Here is a 26,930-nt window from a genome sequence, read left to right as displayed (position 1 = left end):
TGCGCACGGCGCGGGACGAGGGTCTGGCCGGGGGCGGCGTGGGCGGCGGAGTCCCCGACCCGGGGGGCGGCGCGGCGCAGCGCCGGCGAGCTGGCCGGGGTCGGCAGGCTGGGCAGCTCGGTGACCTCGGTCACCGAGGCGGTGTCGGTGCGGCGGAAGAGCTCCGAGGCACCCGGGAGCACGGGCCGGCGCGTCATGCCGACACCTCCTCGCCGGCGCTCGTCGGCAGCATGCCCTGAGTCGCTGCGCCCATGTGTGATCCCGCACGCTCGATCACAGTGCGAGCACCTCCCTGGCGAGGTCCCGGTACGCCGCGGCGCCCGTCGACGTGGGTGCCCACGTGGTGATCGGCTGCCCGGCGACCGTGGTCTCCGGGAACCGCACGGTGCGCTGGATGACGGTCTGGAACACGGTGTCGCCGAACGCCTCGACGACGCGGCTGAACACCTCCCGGCAGTGCACGGTCCGGGTGTCGTACATGGTCGCGAGGATGCCGTTGATCTCCAGCGACGGGTTGAGCCGCTCCTTGACCTTGTCGATCGTGTCGACCAGCAGCGCCACCCCCCGCAGGGAGAAGAACTCGCACTCCAGCGGGATCACCACACCCTGGGCGGCGGTGAGCGCGTTCACCGTCAGCAGGCCGAGCGAGGGCTGGCAGTCGATCAGGACGTAGTCGTACTCGTCGACCACGTCGGCCAGCACGCGCAGCAGGGTCTGCTCCCGCGCCACCTCGCTGACCAGCTGCACCTCCGCCGCGGAGAGGTCGATGTTGCTCGGCACCAGGTCCAGGCCGGGGATGTCGGTGGACACCCGCACGTCGCGCAGGCTGGTCCGCCGCTCCATGAGGGCGTTGTAGATCGTCCGGTCCAGGTTCTGGGCCGGCACGCCCAGCCCCACCGACAGCGCCCCTTGCGGGTCGAGGTCGATGAGCAGCACCTTGCGGCCGAACTCCACCAGCGCCGCACCCAGGTTGATGGTGGACGTCGTCTTGCCGACGCCACCCTTCTGGTTGCACATCGCGATGACGCGGGCCGGACCGTGCTGGGTCAGCGGCTTGGGGTCCGGCAGGGGGCGCTGACGCGCCCGTGCCGGGTCCAGCCGCAGCGCGGCCGCCCCCATCTCGGGGTCGGTGTCGTGCGGGCGCGCGACGGCAGAGGCCGCGTCCGCTCGGATCGCCATGGGTTGTCGCCTCCAGCTCGAGCCCGTCCGGACGTTCCGGGTGCGGCCAGCCGTCCTGTCCGCTCGGGTGAGGGAGACGCTAGGGAGCTGGAGAAAGGTTCCCAAGGCGGCACGCCGTCGACGTGTCGACATGGCGACGAATGCCAACCCGTGTGACTGCTCAAGCCGAGCGAGCTGTCAGATCTGACGAAGCACAGCGCCCTCTGCTGTCAGGTGAGCGCACGGGGGTGGCTGGTCGCGTAGACCTCGCGGAGCCGGTCGACGGTCACCAGCGTGTAGACCTGGGTGGTCGTCACCGAGGCGTGGCCGAGCAGTTCCTGCACCACGCGCACGTCGGCGCCGCCGTCGAGCAGGTGGGTCGCGAAGCAGTGCCGCAGGGTGTGCGGCGAGATCTCCGTACCGTGCGGACCGTGCGCCAGCCCGGCGCGCTCGGCCGCCGTCCGGAGGATCGACCAGGCGCTCTGCCGGGACAGCGGACCGCCACGCACGTTGAGGAAGAGCGCACCGCCGCGCACCCCCGAGCGGCCGTTCGCGGCGAGCGCCGGGCGCGCCCGCACCAGGTACTCCTCGACGGCCCGCAGGGCGTAGCTGCCGACCGGCACCACGCGCTCCTTGCCGCCCTTACCGGCCAGCCGGACGGTGCTCTGCCCGCGGTCGAGGTCGTCCACCGCGAGTCCGACGGCCTCGGAGATGCGGGCCCCGGTGCCGTACAGCACCTCCAGCAGCGCCCGGTCGCGCAGCCCGCGCGGCCCCTCCAGCGCGCCGGCCGCCTCGATCAGCGCCACCACGGACTCCACCGGGACCGCCTTGGGCAGGCGGCGGGCCGGCGTGGGCGGGCGCACCTCGTGGGCGACGTCGTCGGGCACCAGCCCGTCGAGCAGCGCGAACTTGTGCAGCCCGCGCACGGCCACGACGGCACGGGCGGCGGAGGTCGCCGACAGGGGCGGGTGCTCGTCGTCGCCCCGGCGCAGCGCGGCGAGGAAGCCGGCGACGTCCGCCTCGGCGACCTCCCGCAGGCCGCGCACCCCCGCCGCCGCCAGGTACTCGGTGTAGCGGCGCAGGTCGCGGCGGTAGGAGGCGATGGTGTTGGCCGCCAGCCCCCGTTCCACGGTCAGGTGGTCCAGGTAGCCGGTGACGACGCGCTCGACGTCCGGCCCCGCGGACAGCGTGGTCAGTGGAGCACCTCCTGGAGCGGGACGGCGGCCATGCCGTGGGCCTCGGCCACCTCGGGGAGGACCACGCTGCCACCGACCACGTTCACGCCGTGGGCCAGGGCCGGGTCGCGGCGCACCGCGGCGGACGTGCCCTCGGCCGCGAGCGCCATGACGTAGGGCAGCGTGACGTTGGTCAGCGCGTGCGTGGAGGTGTTCGGTACCGCGCCCGGCATGTTCGCCACGCAGTAGAAGACCGACTCGTGCACGCGGAAGGTGGGGTCGTCGTGCGTGGTGGGCCGGGTGGCCTCGAAGCAGCCGCCCTGGTCGACGGCGATGTCCACCAGCACCGAGCCGGGCTTCATCTGCGCCACCAGCTCGTTGCTGACCAGCACGGGCGCCTTGGCCCCGGCCACCAGGACCGCCCCGATCACGAGGTCGGCGTCGAGCACGGCCCGCTCCACCTCGTAGGCGTTCGAGGCGACGGTCTGCAGGTGCCCCTGGTAGATCCGGTCGGCGGCCCGCAGCTTGTCGATGTCGCGGTCCATGACGACGACCTCGGCCTGCATGCCCAGGGCGATCGCCGCCGCGTTCATGCCCGAGACGCCGGCGCCGATCACCACCACCTTGCCGGCGTAGACCCCCGACACCCCGCCGAGCAGCACCCCGCGCCCGCCGTGCGCCCGCTCCAGGCAGTGCGCGCCCACCTGCGGCGCCATCCGCCCGGCCACCTCCGACATGGGGGCCAGCAGGGGCAGCGTGCCGTCGGCCTTCTGCACGGTCTCGTACGCGATCGCCGTCGTCCCGGAGGCGACGAGCGCGTCGGTGCACTCCCTCGACGCCGCCAGGTGGAGGTAGGTGAACAAGGTCCGCCCGGCGCGCAGGCGGCCGTACTCCTCGGCGACCGGCTCCTTGACCTTCAGCAGCAGGTCGGCGTCGGCCCACACGTCGTCGGCCTCGGCGACGATGCGCGCACCGGCCGCGGTGAAGTCGGCGTCGGGGATCGAGGAGCCCTCCCCCGCCCCCTGCTCCACCAGCACCTCGTGCCCGGCGCGCGTCAGCTCCGTCACGCCGGCAGGCGTGAGCGCCACCCGGTACTCCCGGTTCTTGACCTCTCGGGGAACTCCGACCCGCATCGCTGGCTCTCCTGGTCCCGGCGGGCCGCTCCCGAGGGTGACGGGCCAGCCCACCACGTCGTGGGCCGCCCGGTCGGGGCGGGCCTCGCCGCGGAGTGTAGGCACGCCGACGGCGTGGCGTCCCTGGCCGGAAGCCGTTTCGTGACCGTGCCGAGCCGCCGTCGCGACCGGCGCCGGGCTGCCGGGGCGCGCCGCCTGGCCGACGATGTCGGGGCCACCCGCCCCTCCCGGAGGACACCGCCCCATGCGCTTCTACGCCCAGCACCCCGCGCTGCGGGCCCGCCAGCTGGCCGCCGACCTGGGCTTCCTGGCGTGGACGGTGGGCTGGGTGCTCGTGGCCCGGGCCGCGCACGGCGCCGTCCTGCTGCTGGCCGAGCCGGGCCGGGCGGTCGAGGACCTCGGCCGGTCGGTGGCCGGCTCGATGAGCTCCGCCGCGTCGGCCGCCGAGGGGGTCCCGCTGGTCGGCGAGGAGCTCGCCGCACCGTTCGACGCACTCGCGGGTGCCGGCGGCTCGGTGCGGGGCGCCGGGCAGTCCGCGCAGGACGCCGTCGGCACGCTGGCGACGATCCTCGCCGTCGTCCTGGTCCTGCTGCCCGTGGGCTGGATGCTGCTGCGCTGGCTGCCCTGGCGGCTGCGGTACGCCCGTGACGCGGGCGCGGCGACCCGCCTGGCCGGCAGCGGCGCGGGCCTGGACGTGCTCGCTGTCCGGGCCGCCGCCACCGCGCCGCTGGACCGCCTGGCCGCGCTGCCGGCCGGCACCGGCGCGGCCTGGTGGGCCGGTGATCCCGCGGCCACGCGCGAGCTCGCCCGACTGGAGCTGCGCCGGCTCGGGCTGCGCCCGCCCCCGTGAGGCACTGGACCGCCACCGGTCAGGGACCCGCGCTGAGCCGGCGAAGCGTGGGGGGAGGGCTGGTCCTCCTGCTCAGCCCGCCTCGACCGGGCGGAGCCGCGGGCCGGCCGCCCGGAGCTGCGCCGCGGCCAGCAGCCCGACGACGGCGGCGACGTTGCGGATCCCCCCGTCGAACACCCGCTGGACCGCGTCGGCGAGCGGCACCCGCTGCACGGTCATGTCCAGCTCCTCGTGCTCCACGGTGAAGCCCTCGGGGCGGCCGACCTCGGTGAGCCCCTCGGCCAGGTAGACCAGCACCTGCTCGTCGCAGAAACCGGGCGAGCTGTAGTGGGTGGTCAGCAGCGACCACCGGGCGGCCGAGAGCCGGACCTCCTCGGCCAGCTCCCGCTTCGCCGTCTCCAGCGGCGGCTCGCCCTCGGCGTCGCGCAGCCCCGCCGGCAGCTCCCACAGGTAGCCGCCGACCGGGTGCCGGTACTGCCGCAGGAGGACCACGTCGTCGGTCTCGGTGAGCGCCACGACCGCCACCGCCCCCGGGTGGCGGACCACCTCCCGGACGCTGTCCCCACCGCCCGGCATCGCCACGGTGTCCTTGACCAGGCGGATGACCCGGCCCTCGTACACCGGCTCGGAGGCCAGCACGCGGTACTCGTGGGCGGCCGGCTCCTCCTGGCCCATCAGATGCCGACCTTCTCCGCCTCGTCCACCGGCACCGGCAGCCGGGCCGACTCCTGGTAGTCGACGGCGGCCTGCACGAACGCGGCGAACAGCGGGTGCGGCCGGGTCGGGCGGCTCTTGAGCTCCGGGTGCGCCTGGGTGCCGACGAAGAACGGGTGCGCCTCGCGGGGCAGCTCGGCGAACTCCACCAGCAGCCCGTCGGGCGAGGTCCCGGAGAACACCAGGCCGGCCTCGCTGAGCCGGTCGCGGTAGGCGTTGGCCACCTCGTACCGGTGCCGGTGCCGCTCGGTGATCTCGGTGGCCCCGTAGGCGGTGGCCGCCACCGAGCCGTGCTGCAGGGTCGCCGGGTAGCTGCCCAGGCGCATGGTGCCGCCCATGTCCCCACGGCCGGCCACCACGTCCAGCTGGGTGGCCATCGTCGAGATGACCGGGTCGGGCGTCTCCGGGTCGAACTCGGCGGAGTTGGCCTGCGCCAGGCCGGCGACGTCGCGGGCGTACTCGATGACCATGCACTGCAGGCCCAGGCACAGCCCCAGCGTCGGGATGCCGTTGGTGCGGGTGTACCGGATGGCGCCCAGCTTGCCCTCGATACCGCGCACGCCGAACCCGCCGGGGATGCACACGCCGTCGACGCCGGCCAGCGCCTTCTCGGCCCCCTCGGTGGTCTCGCAGTCGTCGGAGGGGACCCAGCGGATCTGCACCCGGCTGCGGTGCGCGAAGCCACCGGCGCGCAGCGCCTCGGTGACCGAGAGGTAGGCGTCGGGCAGGTCGATGTACTTGCCGACGAGCGCGATCGTCACCGTCTGCTTCGGGGCGTGGACGCGGTCGAGCAGGTCGCCCCACACCGTCCAGTCCACGTCGCGGAAGGGCAGGCCCAGCCGGCGGACGACGTAGGCGTCGAGCCCCTCCCGGTGCAGCACCTTGGGGATGTCGTAGATCGACGGCGCGTCGGGGCAGGAGATGACCCCCTCGGCGTCGGTGTCGCACATCAGGCTGATCTTGCGCTTGAGGCCCTCGTTGATCTCGCGGTCCGAGCGGCAGACCAGGGCGTCGGGCTGGATGCCGATGCTGCGCAGCGCGGCGACCGAGTGCTGCGTCGGCTTGGTCTTCAGCTCGCCCGAGGGCGCGATGTAGGGCACCAGCGAGATGTGCAGGAAGAAGCAGTTGTCCCGGCCGATCTCGTGCCGGACCTGGCGGGCGGCCTCGAGGAAGGGCAGCGACTCGATGTCGCCGACCGTGCCGCCGATCTCGGTGATCACGACGTCGACGCGCTCCGCGCCGTCGGCGCCGGCGAGGATGCGCGCCTTGATCTCGTTGGTGATGTGCGGGATGACCTGCACCGTGTCACCGAGGTACTCGCCGCGCCGCTCCTTGGCGATCACGTCGGAGTACACCTGGCCGGTGGTCACGTTCGCCCGGCCCGAGAGGTCGATGTCGAGGAAGCGCTCGTAGTGGCCGACGTCGAGGTCGGTCTCCGCGCCGTCCTCGGTGACGAACACCTCGCCGTGCTGGAACGGGTTCATCGTGCCCGGGTCCACGTTGAGGTACGGGTCGAGCTTCTGCATCGTGACCCGGAGGCCGCGGCTGGCCAGCAGGGTGCCGAGCGAGCTGGCCGTCAGGCCCTTGCCGAGCGAGGAGACGACCCCGCCGGTGACGAAGACGAACTTCGTCGGCTGGTTGTTGCGGAGCAGGACGTTGCTGCCCGAGTGATCACGTGTTCCAGACGGTCGATCCACGGGAGACGACCGTAACACGGTCGGGGCCCTCGGCCGGGCCGGAGTGCGGAGCGCCACCCGCGGAGCCACCCGTCCCGGGCCGGCCGCCCTCCGGGCCGGCGACCAGCCACACCAGCAGCGGCACCAGCAGGGCCGCGGCGGTGGCGGGCAGCGCGACGCCGGAGTCGTTGACCGCCGCCCCGATGGTGAGGCTCAGCGCCACGGACAGGAGCGCGGCGCGCAGCACGGCGGCGTCGCCGGGTGGCAGGCCGGCCGGGCCCCGCGGCGGGCGGCCGGGCCCGGCCGGTGCGCTGCGCAGCGGCCCCCCGGGCCGCAGCAGCCAGACGGCGGCGACCAGCGCGACCGGCAGCATCCACGCCAGCGGGCTGCCCAGCAGGATGCCGATGTTGGCCTGGGCCTTGCGGCTCACCACCGTCCACGCCTCACCGCTGAGCACCTGCTCGACGAAGCGGCCCAGGTGGCTGCGCTCCGTCGGCGGCCCCGTCCAGTCGAGCAGCGCCACCGTGCTCACCGTCACCACGGCGGCGGCCAGGATCGCCCCGAGCCGGACCACCGTGACGCGCACGCCGGTCAGCAGCATCGCCAGGAGCAGGAACCCGGGCAGGGCCGCCAGGACGCCCCCGAAGTCCCGGCCGAGCCCGGGCGCCCCGATGACGGCGACGACGAGCAGCCCGGCGCCCACCACCACGACGGCCGTGCGCCCGCGCCGCCGCTCGGGGCTCGACCGGCGTCCGACCGCCGCGGCCAGCGCCGCGGTGACCGTCAGCGCGCTCACCGACAGCAGCCCGAAGGTGAGGTTGCCGTAGCCGGTGAACCGCCCGGCCACGATCGCGTCGTAGCCCAGCGGCCCGTTGAGCTCGAGCGTCGAGCCGGTGAGCACGTCGCCGACGAGGGTGACCAGGGTCAGCACGAGGACCGCCAGCGCCGGCCCCAGCCGGCGGCGGCGCCACGGGCCCAGGACGGCGATCCCCAGCACCACCAGGTCGGCGACGACCACGGCGGTCACCAGCGCCGGCAGCGGCTCCCCGGCCCGTTCCCACGGCGCCAGGCCCGCGAGGTAGGTGGCCACCGGCAGCCCGGCGGCGGCCAGGCACAGCAGGCGCAGCGCCCGGCGGACCGGCGGCCAGGTCCCGGGGCGGGCGCCCCGCCGCGCCGTGCCGACGACCAGCACGCCCAACCCGACGACGGCCGCGCCGAGCAGCACGAAGGTCCAGAAGAAGCCACCGGTGTTGCGGTGGTGGGTGAGCGCGGCGGTGTTGACCCGCTCGAGCTCGGCGACGGCCTCGGGCAGGGGTGGTCGCTGCCCGGTGCTCCGCCACGGTTGCCCGTTCATCGACGACGGCGGGTCGAGCCCGAGCGCGCGGAGGGCGGTGGGGGCCACGTCGATCAGCTGGACGAACGGCGCCCGGCCGGTGCTCGCCGAGGTCAGCCAGCCCGCGTCGAAGCCGGGCCCCGAGGCCATGCCGACGTGCAGCTGGGGGCGGCCGTCGTTGACCTCGGAGATGCCGGCGAGCAGCAGCAGGGTGTCGCCCGGGAGCGCGTCGACCCCGGCGCGCAGCCGGCCCAGCGCGTCGTCGATCCGGCCCAGCGCGGCCGCCCGCGGCTCGGGCCGGGTGCCGTCGTCGGTCGGCTCGGCACCGGGGGCGCCGGCGTCGGTGAGCTGGTCCAGGGAGACCAGGGTCAGCGGGCAGGAGCTCAGCAGCTCGGTCAGCTCGGCCGGGTTCGCCGGCAGCGTGGGCACGGTGGTGAGGGGCACCCCGTCCGCGGCGACGGCCAGCGCGGCGGCCCGGCCCGACACCGCGGCGCACCCGACGGCCTCACCCAGCGCGCCGGGCTGCGCGCCGAACCGGACGGTGCCCTCGTCCTCGGCGATCCGGGCGACCGTGGCCTGCGGATCGCCCAGCGCCACCGCGGCCACCCGCTCCTGCAGCCCGCACCGCGTGAGCGAGGTGTCCAGCCGGGGCTCCTCCACCTGCTCCTCGTCCGGGGCCGGCTCCGCCCCGTCGCCGTCCGCGCCGGGCTCCTCCAGCGGCTCCGGGTCGGGCAACGTGGGCAGCGGAACGGGGGGCAGCCCCTCGTCGGTGCCGGGGAAGCGCGCCCGGTTCCCGGCGCCGAGCGTGGCCCAGCCGTCGAGCAGGCAGGTGGTGGAGCGGGCGGCCCGCACCGACGTCGCCCCGATCGCCGATCCCTCCGCGAGCGCCCACAGCTGCGGCGTCGCCGCTGCGTCGACGTCGGCCCAGGTGAGCCCGGGCACGCCCACCACCACGACGCGGTCGGCTGCGTAGCCCTGCTGGTCGGCCACCGCGCCCGCCCCGGCCGGCAGCCCCACCAGCAGCAGCAGGACCAGCGCCACGAGCGCCGCTGCCCTGCGCGCCACCCGCGTGGCCGGTCCGGTCACGTCCCCGGCCGGGCCGGGCCCGCCCCCAGCAGCTCCCGGTAGACGCCGACCAGCTGCGCGGCCGTGCCCTCCTCGTCGGGCCAGGTGGCCGCCTGCCGCAGCCCCGCCTCGGCGAGGTCGGCGGCGTGCGCGCTGTCGCAGAGCACCCGCACCACTGCCTCGGCCAGCGCCTCGGGATCTCCTGGCGGGACGAGCTCGGCCGCATCCCCGAGCAGCTCCGGCAGCCCGCCGGTGCGGCTGGCCACCAGGGGGACCCCCGCCCGGAGCGCCTCCTGGGCGGTGAGCGAGCGCGCCTCCCAGCGCGAGGGCAGCACGCAGAGGTCGGCGGCGCCGAGCAGGTCCGCGACGTCGTCCCGGCGGCCCAGGAGCGTGACCGGCAACCGCTCGGCCCGGATGCGGCCGGCGAGCTCGTCGTGCAGCGGCCCGTCACCGGCCACGACGACCGAGGGCACCGGGCGCACGCGCTGGTCGTCCGACCAGCGGGCCACGGCGTCGAGCAGGACGTCGTAGCCCTTCTGCGGGTGCAGCCGGCCCACGGCGACGACGAGCGCGCGGTCGTCGTCCAGCCCCAGCTCCTGCCGCACCTGCGCCGGGGTGCGCGTGGCCGCGGGCAGCGGCGGCGCGGAGACCGGCGCCAGCCGCACGTCGCGCGCACCCTGCCGGCGGGCGTTCTCCGCCAGGTCGGCCGAGGCGGCGAGGACGACGTCGGCGGCCCGGACGGCGGCCCGCTCGGCGCGCGCCAGCACGCGGCGCCGCAGGCCACCGCCCTCGGGGAGGGCGTTGTGCAGGGTGAGCACCAGCGGTGGCGACCCGCCGGCCAGCCGGCGCGCGGCCGCGGCGACCAGGCCGGCGCGCAACCCGTGCGCGTGCACGAGATCGCTGCCGGCCAGCGCCGCGCGCAGCACCTGCACCGCCCGGGCGTCGGCGGCCGGCGCCAGGCCGGCGGAGATCTGGACGGGGGCGAAGTCGGCGCCGCGGCCGGAGAAGTCGAACAGCGCGTCGGTGGCCGCCGGGCCGCAGACACCGACGTCGGCTCCGGCGGCGAGCAGCGGGGGCAGCAGCGAGCGCACGTGGGTGCCCACCCCGCCCGTGCTGGTGGCGAGCACCTCGGTGATCCGGCGGTTCCGCAGGGGCGCCTCAGCCACCGCGCACCTCCTGCTCGCCCGTCGACCGCAACTCCCGGAACGCCCCCACCAGCTGCGCGCGGGCCGTTCCCATCATGACGGCCAGCGACACGACCAGCACGACACCCCCGGCGAGGACCCCAGCAGCCAGCGTGGCGAGCACCCCGCCGTGGGGCACCGGGTCGGCGTCCAGCGCCCGGGCGAGCCCGAGCCCCGCCGCACCGCCCAGGGCGGCGGCCAGCACCGCCACGGGGCCGGTGCGGGCCAGGCCGCCCAGCGCCGGCCGGCCCGCCGCACGCGCGACCACGACCAGCAGCCCGGCACCGGCGACGGTGACGCCCACGGTGTGCCCCAGCCCGAGCGCCATCGCCCGGTCCTCGGCGGGCAGGACGCCGGCCAGCACGACGTCGGCGAGCACGGCGAGCAGCCACCCGCCGAGCACGCACGCGGTGGGGGCCTTCCACAGCCCGCGGGCGTAGAGGGCGCGGGTCAGCAGGGCCACGAGCCCGTAGCCGAGCAGGCCCGGTGCGAAGGCGACGATGGTGTCGCGCAGCGCGGACACCTCGGCGTCGGTCCCCGAGCCCAGGAAGACGCGGGCCATCGGACCGGCGATCGCGACCAGCGCGGCGGCGGCGACGGCCGAGGCGGCCACCGTGAGCACCGTGACCGGCGCCAGCGCCCGGCGGTAGCCGGCCTCGTCGCCGCTGTCGGCGCGCTCGGCCAGCCCGGGGTACGCCGACGTCGCCAGCGGGACGGCGAGGGCCGCCCACGGGACCAGGAAGACGGTGAGGCCGGCGGCGTACACGACCTGGGTGCCGTCGGGGGCGCCGCTGTTGGCCAGCCGGATGGCGACCGCGGCCAGCAGTTGCTGACCGGCGAGGGTGAGCACGCCCGCGAGGGCGAGCCGGCGCACCCGCGGCGCCGCCCCGACCGGGAAGCGCAGCGCGGGGCGCAGCCCCAGCCGCAGGCCCCGCAGCGGCACCAGCAGGCTGAGCGCCAGGGCCGCCACGCCGAGCGTCGTCCCGACGCCCAGCACGAGCTCGGCCGGCGTGGAGAGCCCGGCCGCCTGCTGGTCGCCGCCCCACGCGGCGAACAGCAGGTACGCCGACGCGACCACCACGCTGGACAGCAGCGGGGCCAAGGCCGGCCCGGCGAAGCGCCGGTGCGCCTGCAGCACACCGGTCAGGACGATGCCGATCCCGTAGAGGACGACCTGCGGCGCGAACACCAGCAGGAACCGGCTCGCCAGCTGCACCTCGGCCTCGTCGCCCCCGCCGAGGAGCAGGCGGGCGATCGGCTCGGCGAGCAGCGCCAGCAGGACCGCCAGGGGGACGAGCAGCAGCAGGGTCCAGCCGAGCAGGGCCGACGCCGTGCGCCGTACCTGCTCGCGGTCCCCGGCCGCGATCCCGCCGGCGAGCATCGGCACCACCAGGCTGGCGAGCGCGCCGCCGGCGACGACCTCGAAGACGATGTTCGGGACGTTGTTGGCCGCCAGGTAGGCGTCGCCGGTGCTGCCGGGCCCGACGGTGTTGGTGAAGACGAGCGTGCGGCCGAAGCCGGCGAGCCGCGCCAGGAGGGTGAGCACGGCGATCAGGGCCGCGGCCCCGGCCACGCCCCGGGCCACCTGCCGGGTGCTCACGAGGGACGGCGACCGAGGCGGTCCAGTTCGCGGAAGCCGGGGGTGGCCTCGATCACGCGGGTGAAGCTGACCCGCTCGCTGGCGAGCGTGAGCCCGCTGATCGCGGCCAGCGCACCGGCGCGCACCCCGCGGGACGGGACGGCGGCCAGACGGAGCCCCAGCAGGGCGCCCAGGGCGTTGGCCCCGCTGTCCCCCAGCATGATCCGCTCCGCCAGATCATCGGGCAGCACGGCGAGGGTCGCGCCGAGGGGCCCGGCCACCAGGCCGGCCACGGGGCCGCCGAGACCGGCGGCCGCGGCGACGGCGCCGACCTTGGCCGCGCGCCCGGGCCGCAGGTCGAGCAGGTTGAGCAGGTTGGCGGTGCCGGCGACCAGCCCGGTGGTGAGCACGCCGTCGACCAGGGCACCGGTCCTCCGGCCGGGACCGCGGGTCAGGAACGCGGCGGCGGCCGCGGCGGCGCCGATGCCGGCCACCTTGACCGCTCCGGCCGAGACCCGGCCCTCCCGGAGCGCCCGCAGGTGCCCGGCCAGCCCCTTGTCGCGAGCCTGCTCGGGCCGGGCGCCGGCGAGGTCGTCGTACCCGCCGACGAGCCCCGAGACGGTGCCGACCACCACCGCGGCGGCCCGGGTCCCGGCCGGGGCGCCGAGGGCCGCCGACGCCGTCGCCGAGACGGCGAGCGCCGGCCCGCCGAGCAGGGACACCGGCCGGCCGGCGTAGTTCGTCCGCCGCCAGGCCGCGCCGGCCGGCCGCGCCGTCAGCGCCGCCGCCGCGGCCAGGGCGACGCGCGCCGCTCCCGCACCGGCGAGCGCGAGGGTCGCGGCGCGCCGCGCGCTCACTGCGCGGCCGTGGGCACCGGCGGGACCGGCTGGGCGTCGTCCGCCGTCCCGTACTTGCCCGACGTGCCCTGCGACTCCTGGCCGAGGGCGAGGACGGTGCTGATCCGGCCCACCTCCGTACCCACGTTGTCCACCGTGGAGACGGCCGCGGCGAGCGCGGGATCCGCGCGCAGCGCACCGACGAGCCCCTCCGGGCGCGCCGTTGCCGCCGCGCCGGCGACGACGGCGCCGCGGCCCTGCTCGTCGAGCGCGGTGACGAGCTCGACGAGCGCGCCGTTGCGCTGGGCGGCGTCCTCGCCCTCGAACGGGCCGCCGGTGAGGACGACGGCGTGGTCGGCCGGCGAGACGGCAGCCGACTCGGCGCTGAGCACCTCCAGCGAGCTGAGACCGGCCAGCACCGAGGACACCGCCGCGGTGTCCGGCACGGGGCCACCCTCGGGGATCATGAGGACCTGGGACAGCAGGGAGGCCACCAGGACGGCGGCGTCGCCGCTCTCGGGCAGCTGGAGGCCGGCGGGGAGCCCCGCACCGGTCACGAAGCTCTGCAGCGCGGCCGCGGTGGCCGGGTCGCTGTACTGGGGCTGCAGGCGCACGACGCCGCTGACCGAGCCCCCGGCGTCGCCGATGAGCGCGGTGACCTCCTCGACCGTCTCGGGGGCGACGCCCTCGTCGGTGAGCACCAGCAGCACGCTGCGCTCGGTGAGGGTGCCGTCGACGAGGGGGCCGGCCACGGCCTCCTGGAACTCCTGGCTGGTGTCCAGCTGCGCCTGGAGGTCGCGGGTGCGGTCCTCGAGCGCCCGCTTGTCCTGCTCGAGCTGGGTGACCTGGTTCTCGATGTCGGCCAGGATCGGCTCGTTGAGCGCCGTGGTGCCGATGACGATCCCCAGCGCGACCGCGAGGAACACGGCGATCAGCGATACCAAGTGGTAGCGGAAGTCGATCACGAGAAGAGGTTCTCCAGCCAGAACATGAAGCTGTTCCATTGGTCGAGCAGCAGGTCGAGGTACAGCCGCCCCGCGGCGGAGACGGCGAGGGCCGACCCGATGGCGATGAAGGCGGCGAGGACCAGGACGACGAGCGCGGTGGTCGAGATGCGGCTGCGGTAGAGCCGGCTGACGCCCTTGGCGTCGACCAGCTTGCCGCCGAGCCGCAGGCGGGTGAGGAAGGTCGACGCCATGCCGCCGCGGCCCTTGTCGAGGAACTCGACGAGGGTGGCGTGGGTGCCGACCGCGACGATCAGCGTGGCGCCCTTCTCGTCGGCCAGCAGCATCGCGATGTCCTCGCTCGTGGCGGCGGCCGGGAACGTGATCGCCTCCACGCCGAGGTCCTGCACGCGGGCGAGGCCGGGAGCCCGCCCGTCGGCGTAGGCGTGGACGACGACCTCGGCGCCGGAGCGCAGGACGTCGTCGCTGACCGAGTCCATGTCGCCGATGATCATGTCGGGCGAGTAGCCGGCGTCGACGAGGGCGTCGGCGCCGCCGTCCACCCCGATGAGGACCGGGCGGTAGTCGCGGATGTAGGCGCGGAGGGCGTGCAGGTCCTCCTTGTAGTCGTAGCCGCGGACGACCACGAGCACGTGCCGGCCCTCGATGGAGGTGGCGACGTCGGGGACGCCGACCCCGTCGAGCAGGAGCGCACGCTCCCGCTTCATGTACTCCATCGTGTTGGCGGCGAAAGCCTCCAGCTGCACCGACAGCCCGGCCTTCGCGTCGGCCATCGCGGCGGCGACCGTCGCGACGTCGTGCTCGGTGCCCTCGGCCAGCACCGTGCCGTCGGCGTCGAGCAGCCGACCGCCGTCGAGGCGGACCTCGGCGCCCTCCTTGACTTTGGCGAACACGTCCTTGCCGACGTCGTCGAGCAGCGGGATCCCGGCGTTGATGAGGATCTCCGGCCCCAGGTTCGGATAGCGACCGGAGATGCTGGGCGCGGCGTTGACCACCGCGGCGACCTTGCAACCCACCAGCGCGTCGGCGCTGACCCGGTCGATGTCGACGTGGTCGATGACCGCGATGTCGCCGGGGCGCAGCCGCTTCGTCAGGTTCTTCGTGCGGCGGTCCAGGCGGACGGTGCCGGCGACGCCGGACTCCGCTTCCTGTGCCCGGCCGCGGCGAACGGTGCCGATGCGCATGACATCGCATGCTGCCACGCCGCGTGCGCGGGCCGATCATCCGACGCGCCTCGGCAACCTCCTGGTCACGCAGCGTGTCCGACACCACCTCCGCCCGACACGCCCACGCTGCTCCGCTCCCCGTTCCGGGGAACCGTTACCGAGTCGTGACTAGCGTTGCCCGCGTGACTGGAGTGGCGGGTGCCCTGACGACCGCAGCGTCCCTTGCGCAGCTGGAGGAGGACGCTCCGGCCGCTGTCGGCGCCGCGGTGATCCGAGCCGTTCCCGCGCCCGAGCCGGACCATGCCGCGGGCACGACCGGGGAGACCCCACCCCCGGCCGGGCAGGCGGCCGTCGAGGAGGCCGTCCGCCCGAGCGCTGGTCGTCGCGCGGGGCGCGGTCAGGGGATCCGGGAGCACCGCCGGCAGCAGACGCGCGAACGCATCGTCGACGCCGCCACGGAGCTGTTCGAGGCGCGGGGGTTCGACGCGGTGAGCGTCGTGGAGATCGCCCAGCGCGCCGGCGTGGTGGAGAAGACCGTCTTCAACCACTTCCCCGTGAAGGAGGGGCTGGTCTTCGACGCCGACCCGCCGATGCGGGCCGCCCTGCTGGCCGCGGTGCGCCGCCGGCCGGCCGGCGAGTCGGTGGCCGCGGCCGCGGGGAGCTTCGTGGTCGCCGCGGTGAGCCTGCTCGGCACGCCCGAGGCCGCCGACGGGGTGGCCCGGATGGCTCGGGTGATCCGGGGCAGCCGCACGCTGCAGGTGCGCGAGCGGGAGATCCTGGGTGAGCTCACGACCGCGCTGGCCGACCTGATCGCCGAGGAGACCGAGGCCCGGCCGGGGCAGGTGGAGCCGTGGCTCGCCGCCCACGCCGTCCTCGGGCTGTACGCCTCGCTGCTGGAGCTGGCCCGCGACCGCGTCCTGGCCGGGGTGAGCGGGCTGGAGCTCGCGGCGGAGCTGCGCCGCCAGGGACGCCGGGGCCTGGCCCTGCTGCAGTTCGGCCTCGCCGGCTACGCCAAGCGCAGATGACCTGCCGAGCGGGGACCCGGAGGGTTCCCCGAGGCAGGTCAGGACGCCGCCCCGCGAGGCGAGCCGCCGAGCGGGGGCCCGGAGGGCTCCCCGAGACGGCGCGGACAACGGCTCAGCGCAGGCCGGGAACGGCACCTGGCCGCGGTCAGATCACGAAGTGATCTGAAGAGATCGCAGCAGCTGGTGGCCGCGGTCACCGGGGAGACCCGGGTCGCGGGTGAACAGCGCGACCGCCACCATGTAGCCGTCGTCGGCTGCCCAGCCGTGGCCCTCCTCGCACAGCCGGCGGATGTGCTCGCGCACCTTGGGCTCGCTGCTGTACGGGCCGAAGTCCAGGCCCATGGCCAGGAAGTTCACGACCCGGTACCCGACCTCCTCCGCGGTGCGCACGGTCGTCTCCGGGTCGGAGTAGCTGGCGACCGCGGAGATCACGTTCGTGTAGCCGGCCTTCAGCAGCTGCAGCACCAGGTCGTTGCCGCGGACGCCGCCCCAGAGCTCGGGCATCAGGATGTCCCGGTCCGGCGCGGGGATGTAGGGCGGGTTGGAGATGGCCGTGCGGGCGGGGATGCCTCCGGCGGAGTCGGCCTGGTCGAAGAAGTCGCCGAGCTCGACGGTGTACCGGTCGGCGACACCGCGCTCGGCGATGTTGGCGCGGGCCTGCTCCACCGACGGGGCGCTGATGTCGTAGCTGCGCACCCGGAGGCCGGGCAGCGAGCGGACCACGTCGGAGATGGCGGTCGCGTCGCCGGTGCCCAGCTCGTCGACCCCCTCATCGATCCAGCCCAGCTGGTCCCGGTACTGGTCGAGCAGCATGCACACCGACAAGCCGTAGTGCGCGGACTCGTCGGTGGAGGAGAAGCAGGTCACCGACGGCCACTACCCCGGTCGGGCTCGCGGCACTCCCCCGGTCACCCGCCCGGGGATCCTCCGGGTCAGCGGGCCGCCGCGGCGACGGCGAGGAGCTCCCGGGCGTGCGCCTGCCCGGTGTCGCTGTCGGCGAGGCCGGAGAGCATCCGGGCCAGCTCGCGGACCCGGTCCTCCCCCTCGACCGACCGGATGTCGGTGGCGGTGACGCCGGCACCGGTGTCCGGCGCCTTGTCGACGACCAGGTGGGTGTCGGCGAAGGCGGCCACCTGTGCGAGGTGCGTGACGACCACGACCTGGTGGTCCCGGGCCAGGCGCGCCAGCCGCCGCCCGATCTCCCCGGCGGCCTGGCCGCCCACCCCCGCGTCGACCTCGTCGAAGACCATGACCGGTACCGGGTCCGCGCCGGCGAAGACGACCTCGATGGCCAGCATCACGCGGGAGAGCTCGCCGCCGGAGGCGCCCTTGTGCACGGGCCGGGGCGGTGCGCCGGGGTGCGCGGCCAGCAGCAGCGCCACCTCGTCGACGCCGTCGGACCCGGGGTCGTCGGGGTGGCTGTCGATGCTGAAGGAGACCTGGGCGCTCTTCATCGCCAGCCCGGCCAGCTCGCGGCCGACCTCGGCGGCGAACCCTTCCGCGGCGGCCCGCCGCCCCGCGGAGATCGCGGCGCCCAGGCGGTCGACCTCCGTGCGGGCGGCGTCCCGTTCGGCCTCGAGCGCCTCGAGTGCCTCGTCGGAGACGTCCAGCTCGGCCAGCCGGTGCTGCGCGTCCTCGGCCCAGGCGAGCACGCCGGAGACGCCCGCCCCGGGCTCGGCGTACTTGCGCACCAGCGCCGTGAGGGCGGCTCGGCGGTCGAGCACCTCGGCCAGCCGGGCGGGGTCGGCGTCCAGGTCGGCCACGTAGCCGGCGAGCTGGCCGGCGACGTCGGAGACGACGGCCACCGCATCGGCGAGGTCCTGGGCGAGCATGACCAGCGTCGGGTCGTCGGAGCCGGCCAGCGCGCGCTCGGCGATGGCCAGCGAGGCGGTGGCGTCCTGCGGCAGCTCGCCCCCGACGAGGTCGCCGGTGACGTCGCCGATCAGCGCCATGCGCGCCTCGTCGGCCGCGGCCCGCAGCGCATCGGCCTCGCTGAGCCGCAAGGCCAGAGTGTCGAGCGCCTCGTCCTCGCCGGGTTCGGGAGCGACCGCGGCGATCTCCTCGAGGCCGTGACGGAGCACGTCGGCGGCCTGCGCCAGCTCCCGGGCCTGCCCCCGCCGGCGGTCGAGGTCCGCGGCCAGGTCCCGCCAGCGCTGGTAGGCCTCCCGGTAGCGCTCCAGCAGGGCCAGGTGGTCGGCGCCGGCGTAGCGGTCCAGCGCACGGCGCTGCTCGGCCGGTCGGGAGAGCCGCAGCTGGTCGGTCTGCCCGTGCACCGCGAGCAGGCTCTCGGCGAGCTCCGCGACGACCCCGACCGGAACGCTCCGGCCGCCCAGGTACGCGCGGGACCGGCCCTCGGCGCTGACGGTGCGGGCGAGGATGAGGCTGCCGTCGTCGTCGGGATCGGCACCGGCGTCGGCCGCCCGCGCCCAGGCGGGTGACTCCGGCGGCAGCTCGAGGCGGCCCTCCACGCCGGCGCGACCGTTCGCCCGGACCCGACCGGGGTCGGCCCGCCCGCCGAACAGCAGGGTCAGGCCGGTCACCACCATGGTCTTGCCGGCGCCCGTCTCCCCCGTCACGACGGTGAGACCACGGCCCAGTTCCAGGGTGACGTCGTCGATCGCGCCGAGCCCCCGGATGCGCAGCTCCGAGAGCCGCCCGGTCGCCGTGCCCGCCGGGGTCGGTCGGTCAGACGTCGTCGTGCGTGCCGCCACCGCTCACCTCCCGCGCCGGGAGGTCCGGGCCGTCGACGTCGACGACGTCGCGGGTGAGGACGTTGCGGCTGGTGAACAGCTCGTGGCCCGGACCGGCGTGCCGGGCGTCACGGAAGCCGCGGACCGGCAGCCCGAACTTCGCCACCAGCCGGTCGCCGAACGTCGCGGCGTGCACGCGGGCGATGCGTACCGGCCGGTTCGCCCGGCGGACGTCGACGTGGCCACCGTCGGGGACCTCGACGGTGCGCCGCCCGTCGGCCGAGACACGCGCCCGGTTGCCGTCCGCGGGGACGGAGACGGTCACCACCGAGTTCGGCGAGGTGACCAGTGGCCGCGCGAACAGCGCGTGGGCGTTGGAGGGCACCAGCAGCAGCGCCTCGACGTCGGGCCACACCACCGGTCCCCCGGCGGAGAAGGCGTAGGCGGTGGACCCGGTCGGGGTGGCGCACAGGACACCGTCGCACCCGAAACTGGTCAGCGGCCGCCCGTCGATCGCGAGGACGACGTCGAGCACCCGCGAGCGCTCGGCCTTCTCCACCGAGATCTCGTTCAGCGCCCACGTGCCGCCGACGACGGTCCCGTCGCGGTCGCGGACGTCGACCCGGATCGCCAGCCGCTCCTCGACCGAGTACTCGCAGTCCTCGATCGCCGTCAGGGTCTCCTCGACCGCCTCGGGCTCGGTCTCGGCGAGGAAGCCCACCCGGCCGAGGTTGACCCCCATCAGCGCGGCGTCGGTGTACCGCGCCAGCTCGGCGGCGCGCAGGAAGGTGCCGTCGCCGCCGAAGACCATGATGATCTCGGCGTCCTTCGCGGCGGCCTCGTCGCAGGGGACCACCTCCGCGCCGGGGATCTCCAGGTCGGGCGCCTCGTCCTCGAGCACCTTGACCCCGATGCCGCCGCGGAGCAGCCGCGCCGCGGACGTGCGGGCCAGCTCGACGATGTCCTGCCGTCCGGTGTGCACCGTGAGCAGGACCCACCGGGCCTCCTGCCCGTCGTGCGGTGCCGTGCTCGGCTTGCTCACTGCGGTCCCTCCTGGACTGCTCGACGGACGGCGTCCTCCTCGGTCGGCCCGGCGTCGGACCGCAGCCAGAGGAAGAACTCCACGTTCCCAGCGGGCCCCGGCAAGGGGCTGGCCACCACGCCGGCGGTTCCCCAGCCCAGTGCGTGCGCCGCCCGGCCGACCTCCAGGACTGCCTGCACCCGGTGCTCGGGATCGCGCACGACCCCGCCGGCGCCGAGCCTCTCCCTGCCCACCTCGAACTGCGGCTTCACCATGGGCAGGAGGTCGGCGCCCGGCCGGGCGCACGCGGTGAGCGCGGGCAGCACCAGGCGCAGCGAGATGAAGGACAGATCGGCGACGACGAGGTCGACCGGGCCGCCGATCGCCTCGGGGGTCAGGGTGCGCACGTTGGTGCGCTCGTGCACCCGCACCCGGTCGTCCGTGCGCAGCGACCAGGCCAGCTCCCCGTATCCCACGTCGACGGCGACGACCTCCGCCGCCCCGCGCCGCAGGAGGACCTCGGTGAAGCCCCCGGTGGAGGCGCCGGCGTCCAGGGCCCGCCGCTGCTCGACCGGAACGGGAAAGGCCTCCAGGGCGCCGAGCAGCTTGTGCGCGCCGCGGGACACCCAGGAGGGCTCGTCGGGGTCGGTCCGCACCACGACGGGGGTGCCGGCCTCGACGCCGGTGGCCGGCTTGGTGGCGGCTTGGCCGGCGACGGCGACCCGCCCCTCGGCGATGAGGCTCACCGCGTGCTCGCGCGACCGGGCCAGACCGCGGCGCACGAGCTCGGCGTCCAGCCGGGCGCGACGGGCCATCAGCGCGGGTCGATCGTGCCGAGTTCGCGCTGCAGACGCGCGTGCTCGGCCTCGAAGACGGCGACGTGCTCGGACACGGGCAGCTCCTCCAGACCGCCCAGTCGACCGTCACCCGCGGACGTGACCGCCTGGTCCGCCGTCGCGTCGGGGACCGGTGCCGGCGGCCGGGGCCCGGTCGTGGGCCCGCCGGGAGCGGCGACCGGCGCAGCCCCGGGGCGATGGGGCCCGGGCACCGGACGCGGTGCGGTCGGCTCGGTCACGGAGCACCTCTCGGGTATCGGGTCGAGGAGGAAGGGCGCGCGCTCGCGGACGAGCCGGCGTCTTGCTGCGGAGGTTACCGGCCGGGAACGACGTGGACCGGGCCGACGGAGCAGCGCGATAGCGTCGGGCGACCGCACCCACCGCCGATCACAGGGAGATCCCGCCGCGTGGCCACGATGGACCAGTGCATGACCGCCCTCACGGGCATCCTCGGCGATCTGGCCGCGAACCCCGCTGCGGCCGGGCTCGACCGGAGCCTGTCCTGCCGGCTCCCCGATCTCGACCAGGTGGTCCTCGGCCGGCTGAGCTCCGGTTCGGTGCGGGATCTGCACGCGGTGCCCGACGGCCCCGGCGTCCCCAAGGCCGACATCCGGCTGACCATGACCAGCGACGACCTGGTGGCCCTCACCGACGGCCGGCTGTCGTTCGGGCCGGCGTGGGCCAGCGGCCGGGTCAAGCTGGAGGCGGGGCTGCGCGACCTCCTGCGATTGCGCAAGCTGGTCTGAGGGCGGGCGGCTCAGCGGGAGCCGGCCGGCGGCAGGTGCCAGGTCCGCGCGACCTCGGTCGCTGCCGGGCCGTGCGCCAGGACCCGCACCGGCGCGCCCGCGCTGGGGTGGTCGGCCCAGTGCGCGACGCAGAGCGCGCGCAACCCGTCGAGGTCGTCCGGAGCCGCACCGCCCGGGTGCGGGGGCCCGGTGTCGGGGCCGCGGAGCTCCCACGCGTCGCCGCCCTCGGTCCGCTGCACCGTCCAGTCGCCGCACCGCCACGTGCGCCCCTCGGCCGTCACCGCGGGGTGGGCGTGCAGCAGCCCGGCAGCGTCGGCGGCGAGCAGGTCGGGCCGGTGGTCGGGGTCGGCGGCGAGCAGCGTGACCGGGTCGGTGACCCCCGAGAACACCAGCAGGCTGGCCGCGCCGGCGCGGCGGGCGCCCTCGATGTCGGTGTCCAGCCGATCGCCCACCACCAGCGGGCGCACCGCGCCGGTGCGGCGGACGCACTCGGCGTGCATGGCAGGGTCCGGCTTCCCGGTGACCAGCGGCTCGCGTCCGGTGACCTGCCGGACGACCGCCACCATCGCCCCGTTGCCGGGTAGCGGGCCGCGCGGCGAGGGGATGGAGGCGTCGGCGTTGGTCGCGACGTGCCGGGCGCCGTTGCGGACGGCGACCACGGCCTCGGCCAGCTGCGCCCAGCCCACGTCCCGCCCGTAACCCTGGACGACGGCCTCGGGGTGGTCGTCCGCGGTGGAGACCACCGTGAGCCCGGCGGCCTCCAGCGCAGCTGTGACGCCGGGGCCACCGACCGGCAGGACCCGCGCCCCGGGGTCGAGGAGACCGGCGACGACGGTGGCCGCCGCCTGGGAACTGGTGATGACGTCCGGCGCACCGGCCGGCACCCCCAGCTCGGTCAGGTGCGCGGCCACCTGCTCGGGCGTGCGTGCGGCGTTGTTCGTGACGAAGCCCAGCCGCATACCGGCGTCGCGGGCGCCGGCGAGGGCGGCGGGCACGCCCGGCACGGCATCGGGGCCGACGTAGACCACCCCGTCCAGGTCGAGGAGGGCCACGTCGTAGAGCCGGGCCGGGGGCTCGGCGGAGCCCGCGGCGAGCGCCGGGACCGGCGATCCGGTGGTGTGCTCGCTCATGCGGTCCCCCGCATCCGGCGCGCCCGCACCTCGCGCAGGGCGCGGGCGTAGTGGGCGAGGTCGGGGCGCATCGCCACGGCGAGTGCCAGCTGCTCCGCGGCGAGGGCGAGGTCGCCGGCGCGGCTGGCGGCCAGCCCGAGGCCGAACCGGGCGTAGTCGTCGGCGGGGTCCGAGGCGATGAGGCTGGTGAAGGTGTCGATCGCCTCCGGGTAGCGGTGGGCGTCGTACTGGGCCCGCGCCAGGGCCTCGCGCACGCTGCGCGAGCCCGGCTCTGCTTCGGCCGCGCGGGCCAGGAGGGTGGCGGCGGCATCGGGATGCCGGTCGGCCAGCAGCTCCAGCCCGCGGTGGTACCAGTCGTAGACACCGCCGGCGGGTGCCTGGCGGTCCCCACCCCGGTCCTCCGGTGCACCGGGCTCCACCACCGCTGCCTCCTTCCTGGACCGCTGCCGGTCCTCGCCGTTCCGCCCGGGCCGATCGGGAGCGACCGACGGCGGCCGTCGCCACCGCTCCTACGATCTGTGTCGTGCTCTCGTCGTCGGTGGAACCCCGAACACCCGGCTCGGTCCCGGGCCTGGAGGTCCGGCCGTTCCGGGCGCTGACCTATCGGGACCGCGATCCCGGGCACCTCGCCCGTGTCAGCTCGCCAGCCTACGACCTGGTGACCCCGGCCGGCCGGGACCGGCTGGTCGACGCCGACCCGCACAACATCGTGCGTCTGATCCTCCCGGGTCTCGACGGAGGGCCGGGCGTCCCGGACACCTCCGCCGGCCTCGCCGCCACCACGCTGCAGGCGTGGGTGACCGAGGGCGTGCTCGTGCGCGACGAGGCTCCCGCTCTGTGGCTGTACGAGCTGCGACCGTCCGACGGCGCCCCGGCCACCGTCGGGTGGCTGGGCGCGGTGGTCCTGCCACCGGAGGGGTCGACAGCGGTGCTCCCCCACGAGGACACCTACCCCGCGGCGGTGGAGGGGCGGCGCGCCCTGCTCGCCGCGACCCGCACCGACCTGGAGCCGATCGTGCTGGCGCACGATCCCGATCCGGCGGTGTCCGGCGTGAGCGACTCGGTGCGGCGGACGCCGCCGACCCTGGAGCTGCGCGACAGCGACGGTGTGCTGCACCGGCTGTGGCGCGTGACCGACGCGGCGACGCTCGAGGCCGCCACAGGGGCTCTGGCCCGCACTCGCGCGGTGATCGCGGACGGGCACCACCGGTTCGCGGCGGCGCGCGCCCACGCCCGCACCCAGGGCGGTGGACCGGGGTCGGGCGCGGTCCTCGCCCTGGTCACGCCCATGGGACCGGGCGGCCTCCGGGTCGACCCGATCCACCGCGTGGTGCCCGGCCTGCCGTTCGACGCCGCCGTGACCGCGGCTGCTCGCGGGTTCGTCACGGCGGAGCTGCCGGTCATCGGGGTGGGGGCCGAGGCGGTCGTCGCGGCGGCCCGCGCCTGGCTGGGGGATCCCGCTGAGCGGGGGCTGCTGCTGACCGACGGCGCCCGGCTGGTGCGGTTGACCGGCGCCGCCCCGGAGGTACGGGCCGCCGTGCCGCCGGAGGCCCCACCGGCCTGGCGAGACCTCGACGTGGTGCTGGCGCACCACGGCCTCCTCCAGCTGCTGTGGGCCCGGCCGGACACGGTGGACGCCGTCGTCATCGCCCACACCCTCGAGGAGGCGGTCGCGGCCGCGGCCGAGCAGGAGGGGGTCGCCATGCTGCTGCGCGCCCCGTCTCCCACCGACGTCGCCGCGGTCGCGCGCGCAGGCGCCCGGATGCCGCGGAAATCCACCCTCTTCGTGCCGAAGCCGCGCACGGGTCTGGTGCTGCGCCCACTGGCGGACTGACCGGCGAGCCGCCCGGGTCAGGCTGTCTCTCCCGCCGCTCGCGTGCTGGCCGACCGCGGGACCTTCCGTCCGCGCCGGCAGTTGACCTCGCAGACCGACGCGGTGCCCGAACCGGTGCGCCAGAAGCGCCGCTGGAGCGCGCCCTCGACCTCCACGACGTCACCGGGCTGCCAGGCAGCGATGCGCCGCTGCAGCGCCCGGTCGTACGTGATGCAGGTGAGGACGTCCACCGACCGGCCTCGCACCGTCGGTACCGGTCTCCGCACCACCAGCCGGAAGCTCAGCAGCGCGTCGCCGCTCGGCAGGGTTCGCAGTTCTGCGGGGGCGGACAACCGCCCCCGCAGGACCACGTCGTTGCGATCGATCACAGCCACGCTCATGCCCGCAGCCTGGTCGGTCGCGACGCGCTCATCCGCCGTGCGACCCGATCTGTGGATGTCACGTCCGGGTGTGGACGGCGGTTCGTCTCCGACCCGGGTCAGGACTCCTGGTCGATGCTCCCGGACTCCGTTCCCTCATCAGCCGAAGCTTCGTCACCGTCGGTCTCACCCAGCAACTCGGCGACCTCGGCCTCGACCTCCTCGTCGAAGCTCATCGCCCGCGGGCCGTTCCCGTCGTCCGGGGTGCCGACGTCAGAGATCGCCTCCGCCGGAGCGACGTCCCCAGAAACGACGTCCTCGGGAACGACGTCCTCAGAGGCAACGTCCTCCGGAACGACGTCCTCCGGAACGACGTCCTCCGGAACGACGTCCTCAGAAACGACGTCCTCAGAAACGACGTCCTCAGAAACGACGTCCTCACAAACGACGTCCTCCGAGGCAACGTCCTCTCCAGGCACGTCGGCTTCGTCGATCTCGCTGAACTCGACGCCGAGGTCCTCCCCTGCGAGCTCAGGATCGATCGCCGCGACGGCCTCGAGCCACTGGTCCGCACGCTCGTCCTCGCCCTGGACCCGCAGGAGTTCGGCGTACGCGGCGGCCAGCCGCAGCCGCCCGGGATCGCCGGCATTCAGGGTCGACGGCTCGGAGCGACCACCGAGAGCCGCCTCGAGGACCAGGCGAGCGGCAGCCTCCTCACCGAGATCCTGGCGAGCGCCCGCTTCGACCAGTCGCAGCTCCACGGTTTCCTCGGCCTCGACCCCTTCCGCGAGCGCTTCGTTCACCAGGCGGATGGCCACCTCGGGGCGACCGAGCGCACGCTCGCAGTCGGCGAGGACTGCGCGGTACCCCTGATCCCCGCTCATGCGACGGTAGGCGCGGATCTCCCGAGCCGCCTCGGCGTAGTCGCCGGCGTGGTAGGCCGCGACACCCACGGCCTCGCGGACGACGGCCAGCCGGGAGGCCCGATCACGCGCAGCGCGGGCATGGGCGAGCGCCGCCTCCGGGTCCTCGTCGACCAGGGACCCAGCTGCGACCAGGTGCCCCGCGACCTTGGCGGAGTTGCGCGGGTCGAGTCCCTTCAGGGCAGCGCGGATCGAAGGATCCAGCTCACGCGGATCCGCCCATTCGGGAATTTCCGGACCGGCAGGCACCGGGGGGCGCCGGTCCTGCGCATCCCCGGACGGACGGCCGCCGGAGCGACCATCCTCCGGGCGACGGTCGCGCCGGTTCCCCTGCGGCCGGTCTCCCTGGGGACGGCGGTCCTGCCAGTCACCTCGGGGCCGGTCCCCCTGAGGTCGCCCCGGCCGATCGCTCTGCGGCCGAGCGGGCCGGTCGCCCTGGGGACGGCGGTCCTGCCAGTCACCACGCGGCCGGTCGCCCTGCGGACGCCGGTCCTGCCAGTCACCACGGGGCCGGTCGCCCTGCGGACGAGCCGGCCGATCGCCCTGGGGACGGCGGTCCTGCCAATCACCACGCGGCCGGTCACCCTGCGGACGTTCCGGCCGATCGCTCTGCGGACGAGCGGGCCGGTCACCCTGAGGTCGCCGGTCCTGCCAGTCACCACGCGGCCGGTCACCCTGCGGACGCCCCGGCCGGTCCCCCTGCGGTCGCCGGTCCTGCCAGTCACCCCGGGGCCGGTCACCCTGCGGTCGCCGGTCCTGCCAGTCACCACGGGGCCGGTCGCCCTGCGGACGAGCCGGCCGATCGCCCTGGGGACGGCGGTCCTGCCAGTCACCACGCGGCCGGTCCCCCTGAGGTCGCCCCGGCCGATCGCCGTGCGGACGAGCCGGCCGGTCACCCTGGGGACGGCGGTCCTGCCAGTCACCTCGGGGCCGGTCCCCCTGAGGTCGCCCCGGCCGGTCGCCGTGCGGACGAGCCGGCCGATCGCCCTGGGGACGGCGGTCCTGCCAGTCACCACGCGGCCGGTCACCCTGCGGACGAGCCGGCCGATCGCCCTGGGGACGGCGGTCCTGCCAGTCACCACGCGGCCGGTCCCCCTGCGGACGAGCGGGCCGGTCACCCTGCGGTCGCCGGTCCTGCCAGTCACCACGCGGCCGAGCGGGGCGATCGCCTCGAGCACCACCGCGCGCGCCAGTACCGCCCTCCGGCCGACGATCGTTCTGGGACCGGGGCCCCCGGCCACCTGGTCGCCCGTCGCCGGACCCGCCGGCACCACGTCGCGGAGCAGTCATTCTTTCAGTACCTCTTTGCTCGACGCCGCACACGACCGGCACGGCCGGCGGCGAAAATGGAAAAGCGAACGGGGGCCAGAGCGTTCGCTCTGACCCCCGTTCGGTGAAGTATGTTCGGCGGCGTCCTACTCTCCCACCCCGTCTCCAGGGCAGTACCATCGGCGCTGAGAGGCTTAGCTTCCGGGTTCGGAATGTTGCCGGGCGTTTCCCTCTCGCCATGGCCGCCGTAACTCTGTGAACTT

The 26,930-nt window shown here is 75.7% G+C and carries 25 protein-coding genes, 1 rRNA gene and 1 pseudogene; 4 read left to right on the top strand and 23 right to left on the bottom strand.

Annotated elements, in window-relative coordinates; translation table 11 throughout:
- The 4 genes and pseudogenes from ACI79S_RS20045 to ald all read right to left on the bottom strand — a co-directional run.
- Window positions 1–197, bottom strand: a pseudogene (locus ACI79S_RS20045) (hypothetical protein); the annotation flags it as partial.
- 76 nt (window positions 198–273) lie between these two features.
- Entirely contained in the window at window positions 274–1,179 is a 906-nt protein-coding gene (locus ACI79S_RS20040; RefSeq protein ID WP_456595202.1) for a ParA family protein, read from the bottom strand.
- A gap of 209 nt (window positions 1,180–1,388) precedes the next feature.
- Complete coding sequence (locus ACI79S_RS20035; RefSeq protein WP_456595203.1) at window positions 1,389–2,345, bottom strand: site-specific tyrosine recombinase XerD; 957 nt, start codon at window positions 2,343–2,345, stop codon at window positions 1,389–1,391.
- 5 nt (window positions 2,346–2,350) lie between these two features.
- Window positions 2,351–3,466, bottom strand: a complete 1,116-nt coding sequence (gene ald / locus ACI79S_RS20030) for an alanine dehydrogenase (RefSeq protein WP_456595201.1) — start codon at window positions 3,464–3,466, stop codon at window positions 2,351–2,353.
- Between the two features lie 244 nt (window positions 3,467–3,710).
- Here ald and ACI79S_RS20025 point away from each other — a divergent pair, with 244 nt between their 5' ends.
- Window positions 3,711–4,316, top strand: coding sequence for a hypothetical protein (locus ACI79S_RS20025; protein WP_456595200.1), 606 nt, complete (start codon window positions 3,711–3,713; stop codon window positions 4,314–4,316).
- A gap of 72 nt (window positions 4,317–4,388) precedes the next feature.
- Here ACI79S_RS20025 and ACI79S_RS20020 read toward each other — a convergent pair whose 3' ends face one another.
- Genes ACI79S_RS20020 through steA form a run of 8 tightly spaced genes read right to left on the bottom strand, consistent with a single transcriptional unit; the run spans window position 4,389 to window position 14,852 of the window.
- On the bottom strand, window positions 4,389–4,991 hold the full coding sequence (locus ACI79S_RS20020; RefSeq protein ID WP_456595199.1) for an NUDIX domain-containing protein: 603 nt from the start codon (window positions 4,989–4,991) through the stop codon (window positions 4,389–4,391).
- Entirely contained in the window at window positions 4,991–6,727 is a 1,737-nt protein-coding gene (locus tag ACI79S_RS20015; RefSeq protein ID WP_456595198.1) for a CTP synthase, read from the bottom strand. Before ACI79S_RS20015 ends, ACI79S_RS20020 begins: the two co-directional genes overlap by 1 nt.
- On the bottom strand, window positions 6,702–9,125 hold the full coding sequence (locus tag ACI79S_RS20010; protein WP_456595197.1) for a hypothetical protein: 2,424 nt from the start codon (window positions 9,123–9,125) through the stop codon (window positions 6,702–6,704). Before ACI79S_RS20010 ends, ACI79S_RS20015 begins: the two co-directional genes overlap by 26 nt.
- A complete protein-coding gene (locus ACI79S_RS20005; RefSeq protein WP_456595196.1) occupies window positions 9,122–10,270 on the bottom strand; it encodes a glycosyltransferase family 4 protein in 1,149 nt (382 codons plus the stop codon). Before ACI79S_RS20005 ends, ACI79S_RS20010 begins: the two co-directional genes overlap by 4 nt.
- Window positions 10,263–11,888: a murein biosynthesis integral membrane protein MurJ gene (gene murJ / locus ACI79S_RS20000; RefSeq protein ID WP_456595195.1), complete on the bottom strand. Its 1,626-nt coding sequence runs from the start codon at window positions 11,886–11,888 to the stop codon at window positions 10,263–10,265. The genes ACI79S_RS20005 and murJ overlap by 8 nt, the downstream gene beginning before the upstream one ends.
- The gene (locus ACI79S_RS19995) at window positions 11,885–12,724 is read right to left on the bottom strand and encodes a hypothetical protein (RefSeq protein WP_456595194.1); all 840 of its coding nucleotides are present in this window, start codon (window positions 12,722–12,724) and stop codon (window positions 11,885–11,887) included. The genes murJ and ACI79S_RS19995 overlap by 4 nt, the downstream gene beginning before the upstream one ends.
- Complete coding sequence (locus ACI79S_RS19990; protein ID WP_456595193.1) at window positions 12,721–13,668, bottom strand: copper transporter; 948 nt, start codon at window positions 13,666–13,668, stop codon at window positions 12,721–12,723. Before ACI79S_RS19990 ends, ACI79S_RS19995 begins: the two co-directional genes overlap by 4 nt.
- Complete coding sequence (gene steA, locus ACI79S_RS19985; protein WP_456595192.1) at window positions 13,665–14,852, bottom strand: putative cytokinetic ring protein SteA; 1,188 nt, start codon at window positions 14,850–14,852, stop codon at window positions 13,665–13,667. Before steA ends, ACI79S_RS19990 begins: the two co-directional genes overlap by 4 nt.
- 164 nt (window positions 14,853–15,016) lie before the next feature.
- On the opposite strand from steA, the gene ACI79S_RS19980 reads away from it, so the two are divergent.
- Window positions 15,017–15,859 carry a TetR/AcrR family transcriptional regulator gene (locus ACI79S_RS19980; protein WP_456595191.1) on the top strand — a complete coding sequence of 281 codons (843 nt, stop codon included), beginning with the start codon at window positions 15,017–15,019 and terminating at the stop codon, window positions 15,857–15,859.
- A 150-nt stretch (window positions 15,860–16,009) separates the two neighbouring features.
- Here ACI79S_RS19980 and ACI79S_RS19975 read toward each other — a convergent pair whose 3' ends face one another.
- The 5 genes from ACI79S_RS19975 to ACI79S_RS19955 all read right to left on the bottom strand — a co-directional run bounded on the left by ACI79S_RS19975 (window position 16,010) and on the right by ACI79S_RS19955 (window position 20,645).
- Window positions 16,010–16,726, bottom strand: a complete 717-nt coding sequence (locus ACI79S_RS19975) for a methylase (protein WP_456595190.1) — start codon at window positions 16,724–16,726, stop codon at window positions 16,010–16,012.
- Between the two features lie 65 nt (window positions 16,727–16,791).
- The gene (recN, locus tag ACI79S_RS19970; RefSeq protein WP_456595189.1) at window positions 16,792–18,570 is read right to left on the bottom strand and encodes a DNA repair protein RecN; all 1,779 of its coding nucleotides are present in this window, start codon (window positions 18,568–18,570) and stop codon (window positions 16,792–16,794) included.
- A complete protein-coding gene (locus tag ACI79S_RS19965) occupies window positions 18,545–19,591 on the bottom strand; it encodes an NAD kinase (protein ID WP_456595188.1) in 1,047 nt (348 codons plus the stop codon). Before ACI79S_RS19965 ends, recN begins: the two co-directional genes overlap by 26 nt.
- On the bottom strand, window positions 19,588–20,385 hold the full coding sequence (locus ACI79S_RS19960) for a TlyA family RNA methyltransferase (protein ID WP_456595187.1): 798 nt from the start codon (window positions 20,383–20,385) through the stop codon (window positions 19,588–19,590). Before ACI79S_RS19960 ends, ACI79S_RS19965 begins: the two co-directional genes overlap by 4 nt.
- Window positions 20,385–20,645, bottom strand: coding sequence for a hypothetical protein (locus ACI79S_RS19955; protein ID WP_456595186.1), 261 nt, complete (start codon window positions 20,643–20,645; stop codon window positions 20,385–20,387). The genes ACI79S_RS19960 and ACI79S_RS19955 overlap by 1 nt, the downstream gene beginning before the upstream one ends.
- A 189-nt stretch (window positions 20,646–20,834) precedes the next feature.
- Between ACI79S_RS19955 and ACI79S_RS19950 the strand changes: the two genes are divergently transcribed.
- A complete protein-coding gene (locus ACI79S_RS19950) occupies window positions 20,835–21,152 on the top strand; it encodes a sterol-binding protein (RefSeq protein ID WP_456595185.1) in 318 nt (105 codons plus the stop codon).
- A gap of 11 nt (window positions 21,153–21,163) precedes the next feature.
- On the opposite strand, the gene ACI79S_RS19945 is transcribed toward ACI79S_RS19950, so the two are convergent.
- Both ACI79S_RS19945 and ACI79S_RS19940 read right to left on the bottom strand, forming a co-directional pair.
- Window positions 21,164–22,282: an HAD-IIA family hydrolase gene (locus ACI79S_RS19945; protein ID WP_456595184.1), complete on the bottom strand. Its 1,119-nt coding sequence runs from the start codon at window positions 22,280–22,282 to the stop codon at window positions 21,164–21,166.
- A complete protein-coding gene (locus ACI79S_RS19940) occupies window positions 22,279–22,704 on the bottom strand; it encodes a tetratricopeptide repeat protein (RefSeq protein ID WP_456595183.1) in 426 nt (141 codons plus the stop codon). The genes ACI79S_RS19945 and ACI79S_RS19940 overlap by 4 nt, the downstream gene beginning before the upstream one ends.
- Before the next feature lie 101 nt (window positions 22,705–22,805).
- Between ACI79S_RS19940 and ACI79S_RS19935 the strand changes: the two genes are divergently transcribed.
- The gene (locus ACI79S_RS19935) at window positions 22,806–24,116 is read left to right on the top strand and encodes a DUF1015 domain-containing protein (protein ID WP_456595182.1); all 1,311 of its coding nucleotides are present in this window, start codon (window positions 22,806–22,808) and stop codon (window positions 24,114–24,116) included.
- A gap of 17 nt (window positions 24,117–24,133) precedes the next feature.
- On the opposite strand, the gene ACI79S_RS19930 is transcribed toward ACI79S_RS19935, so the two are convergent.
- The 4 genes from ACI79S_RS19930 to rrf form a co-directional block, all read right to left on the bottom strand.
- Window positions 24,134–24,496, bottom strand: a complete 363-nt coding sequence (locus ACI79S_RS19930) for a single-stranded DNA-binding protein (protein WP_456595181.1) — start codon at window positions 24,494–24,496, stop codon at window positions 24,134–24,136.
- 98 nt (window positions 24,497–24,594) lie between these two features.
- Window positions 24,595–25,647, bottom strand: coding sequence for a tetratricopeptide repeat protein (locus tag ACI79S_RS19925; RefSeq protein ID WP_456595180.1), 1,053 nt, complete (start codon window positions 25,645–25,647; stop codon window positions 24,595–24,597).
- On the bottom strand, window positions 25,575–26,579 hold the full coding sequence (locus ACI79S_RS19920) for a hypothetical protein (RefSeq protein ID WP_456595179.1): 1,005 nt from the start codon (window positions 26,577–26,579) through the stop codon (window positions 25,575–25,577). The genes ACI79S_RS19925 and ACI79S_RS19920 overlap by 73 nt, the downstream gene beginning before the upstream one ends.
- A 221-nt stretch (window positions 26,580–26,800) precedes the next feature.
- A 5S ribosomal RNA gene (gene rrf, locus ACI79S_RS19915) occupies window positions 26,801–26,917 on the bottom strand.
- Window positions 26,918–26,930 lie beyond the last annotated feature (13 nt).

The organism is Blastococcus sp. SYSU DS1024, assembly GCF_054050795.1.
The sequence above is the reverse complement of the archived record's forward strand: the minus strand, read 5'-3'. Positions and strand labels throughout refer to the sequence as shown.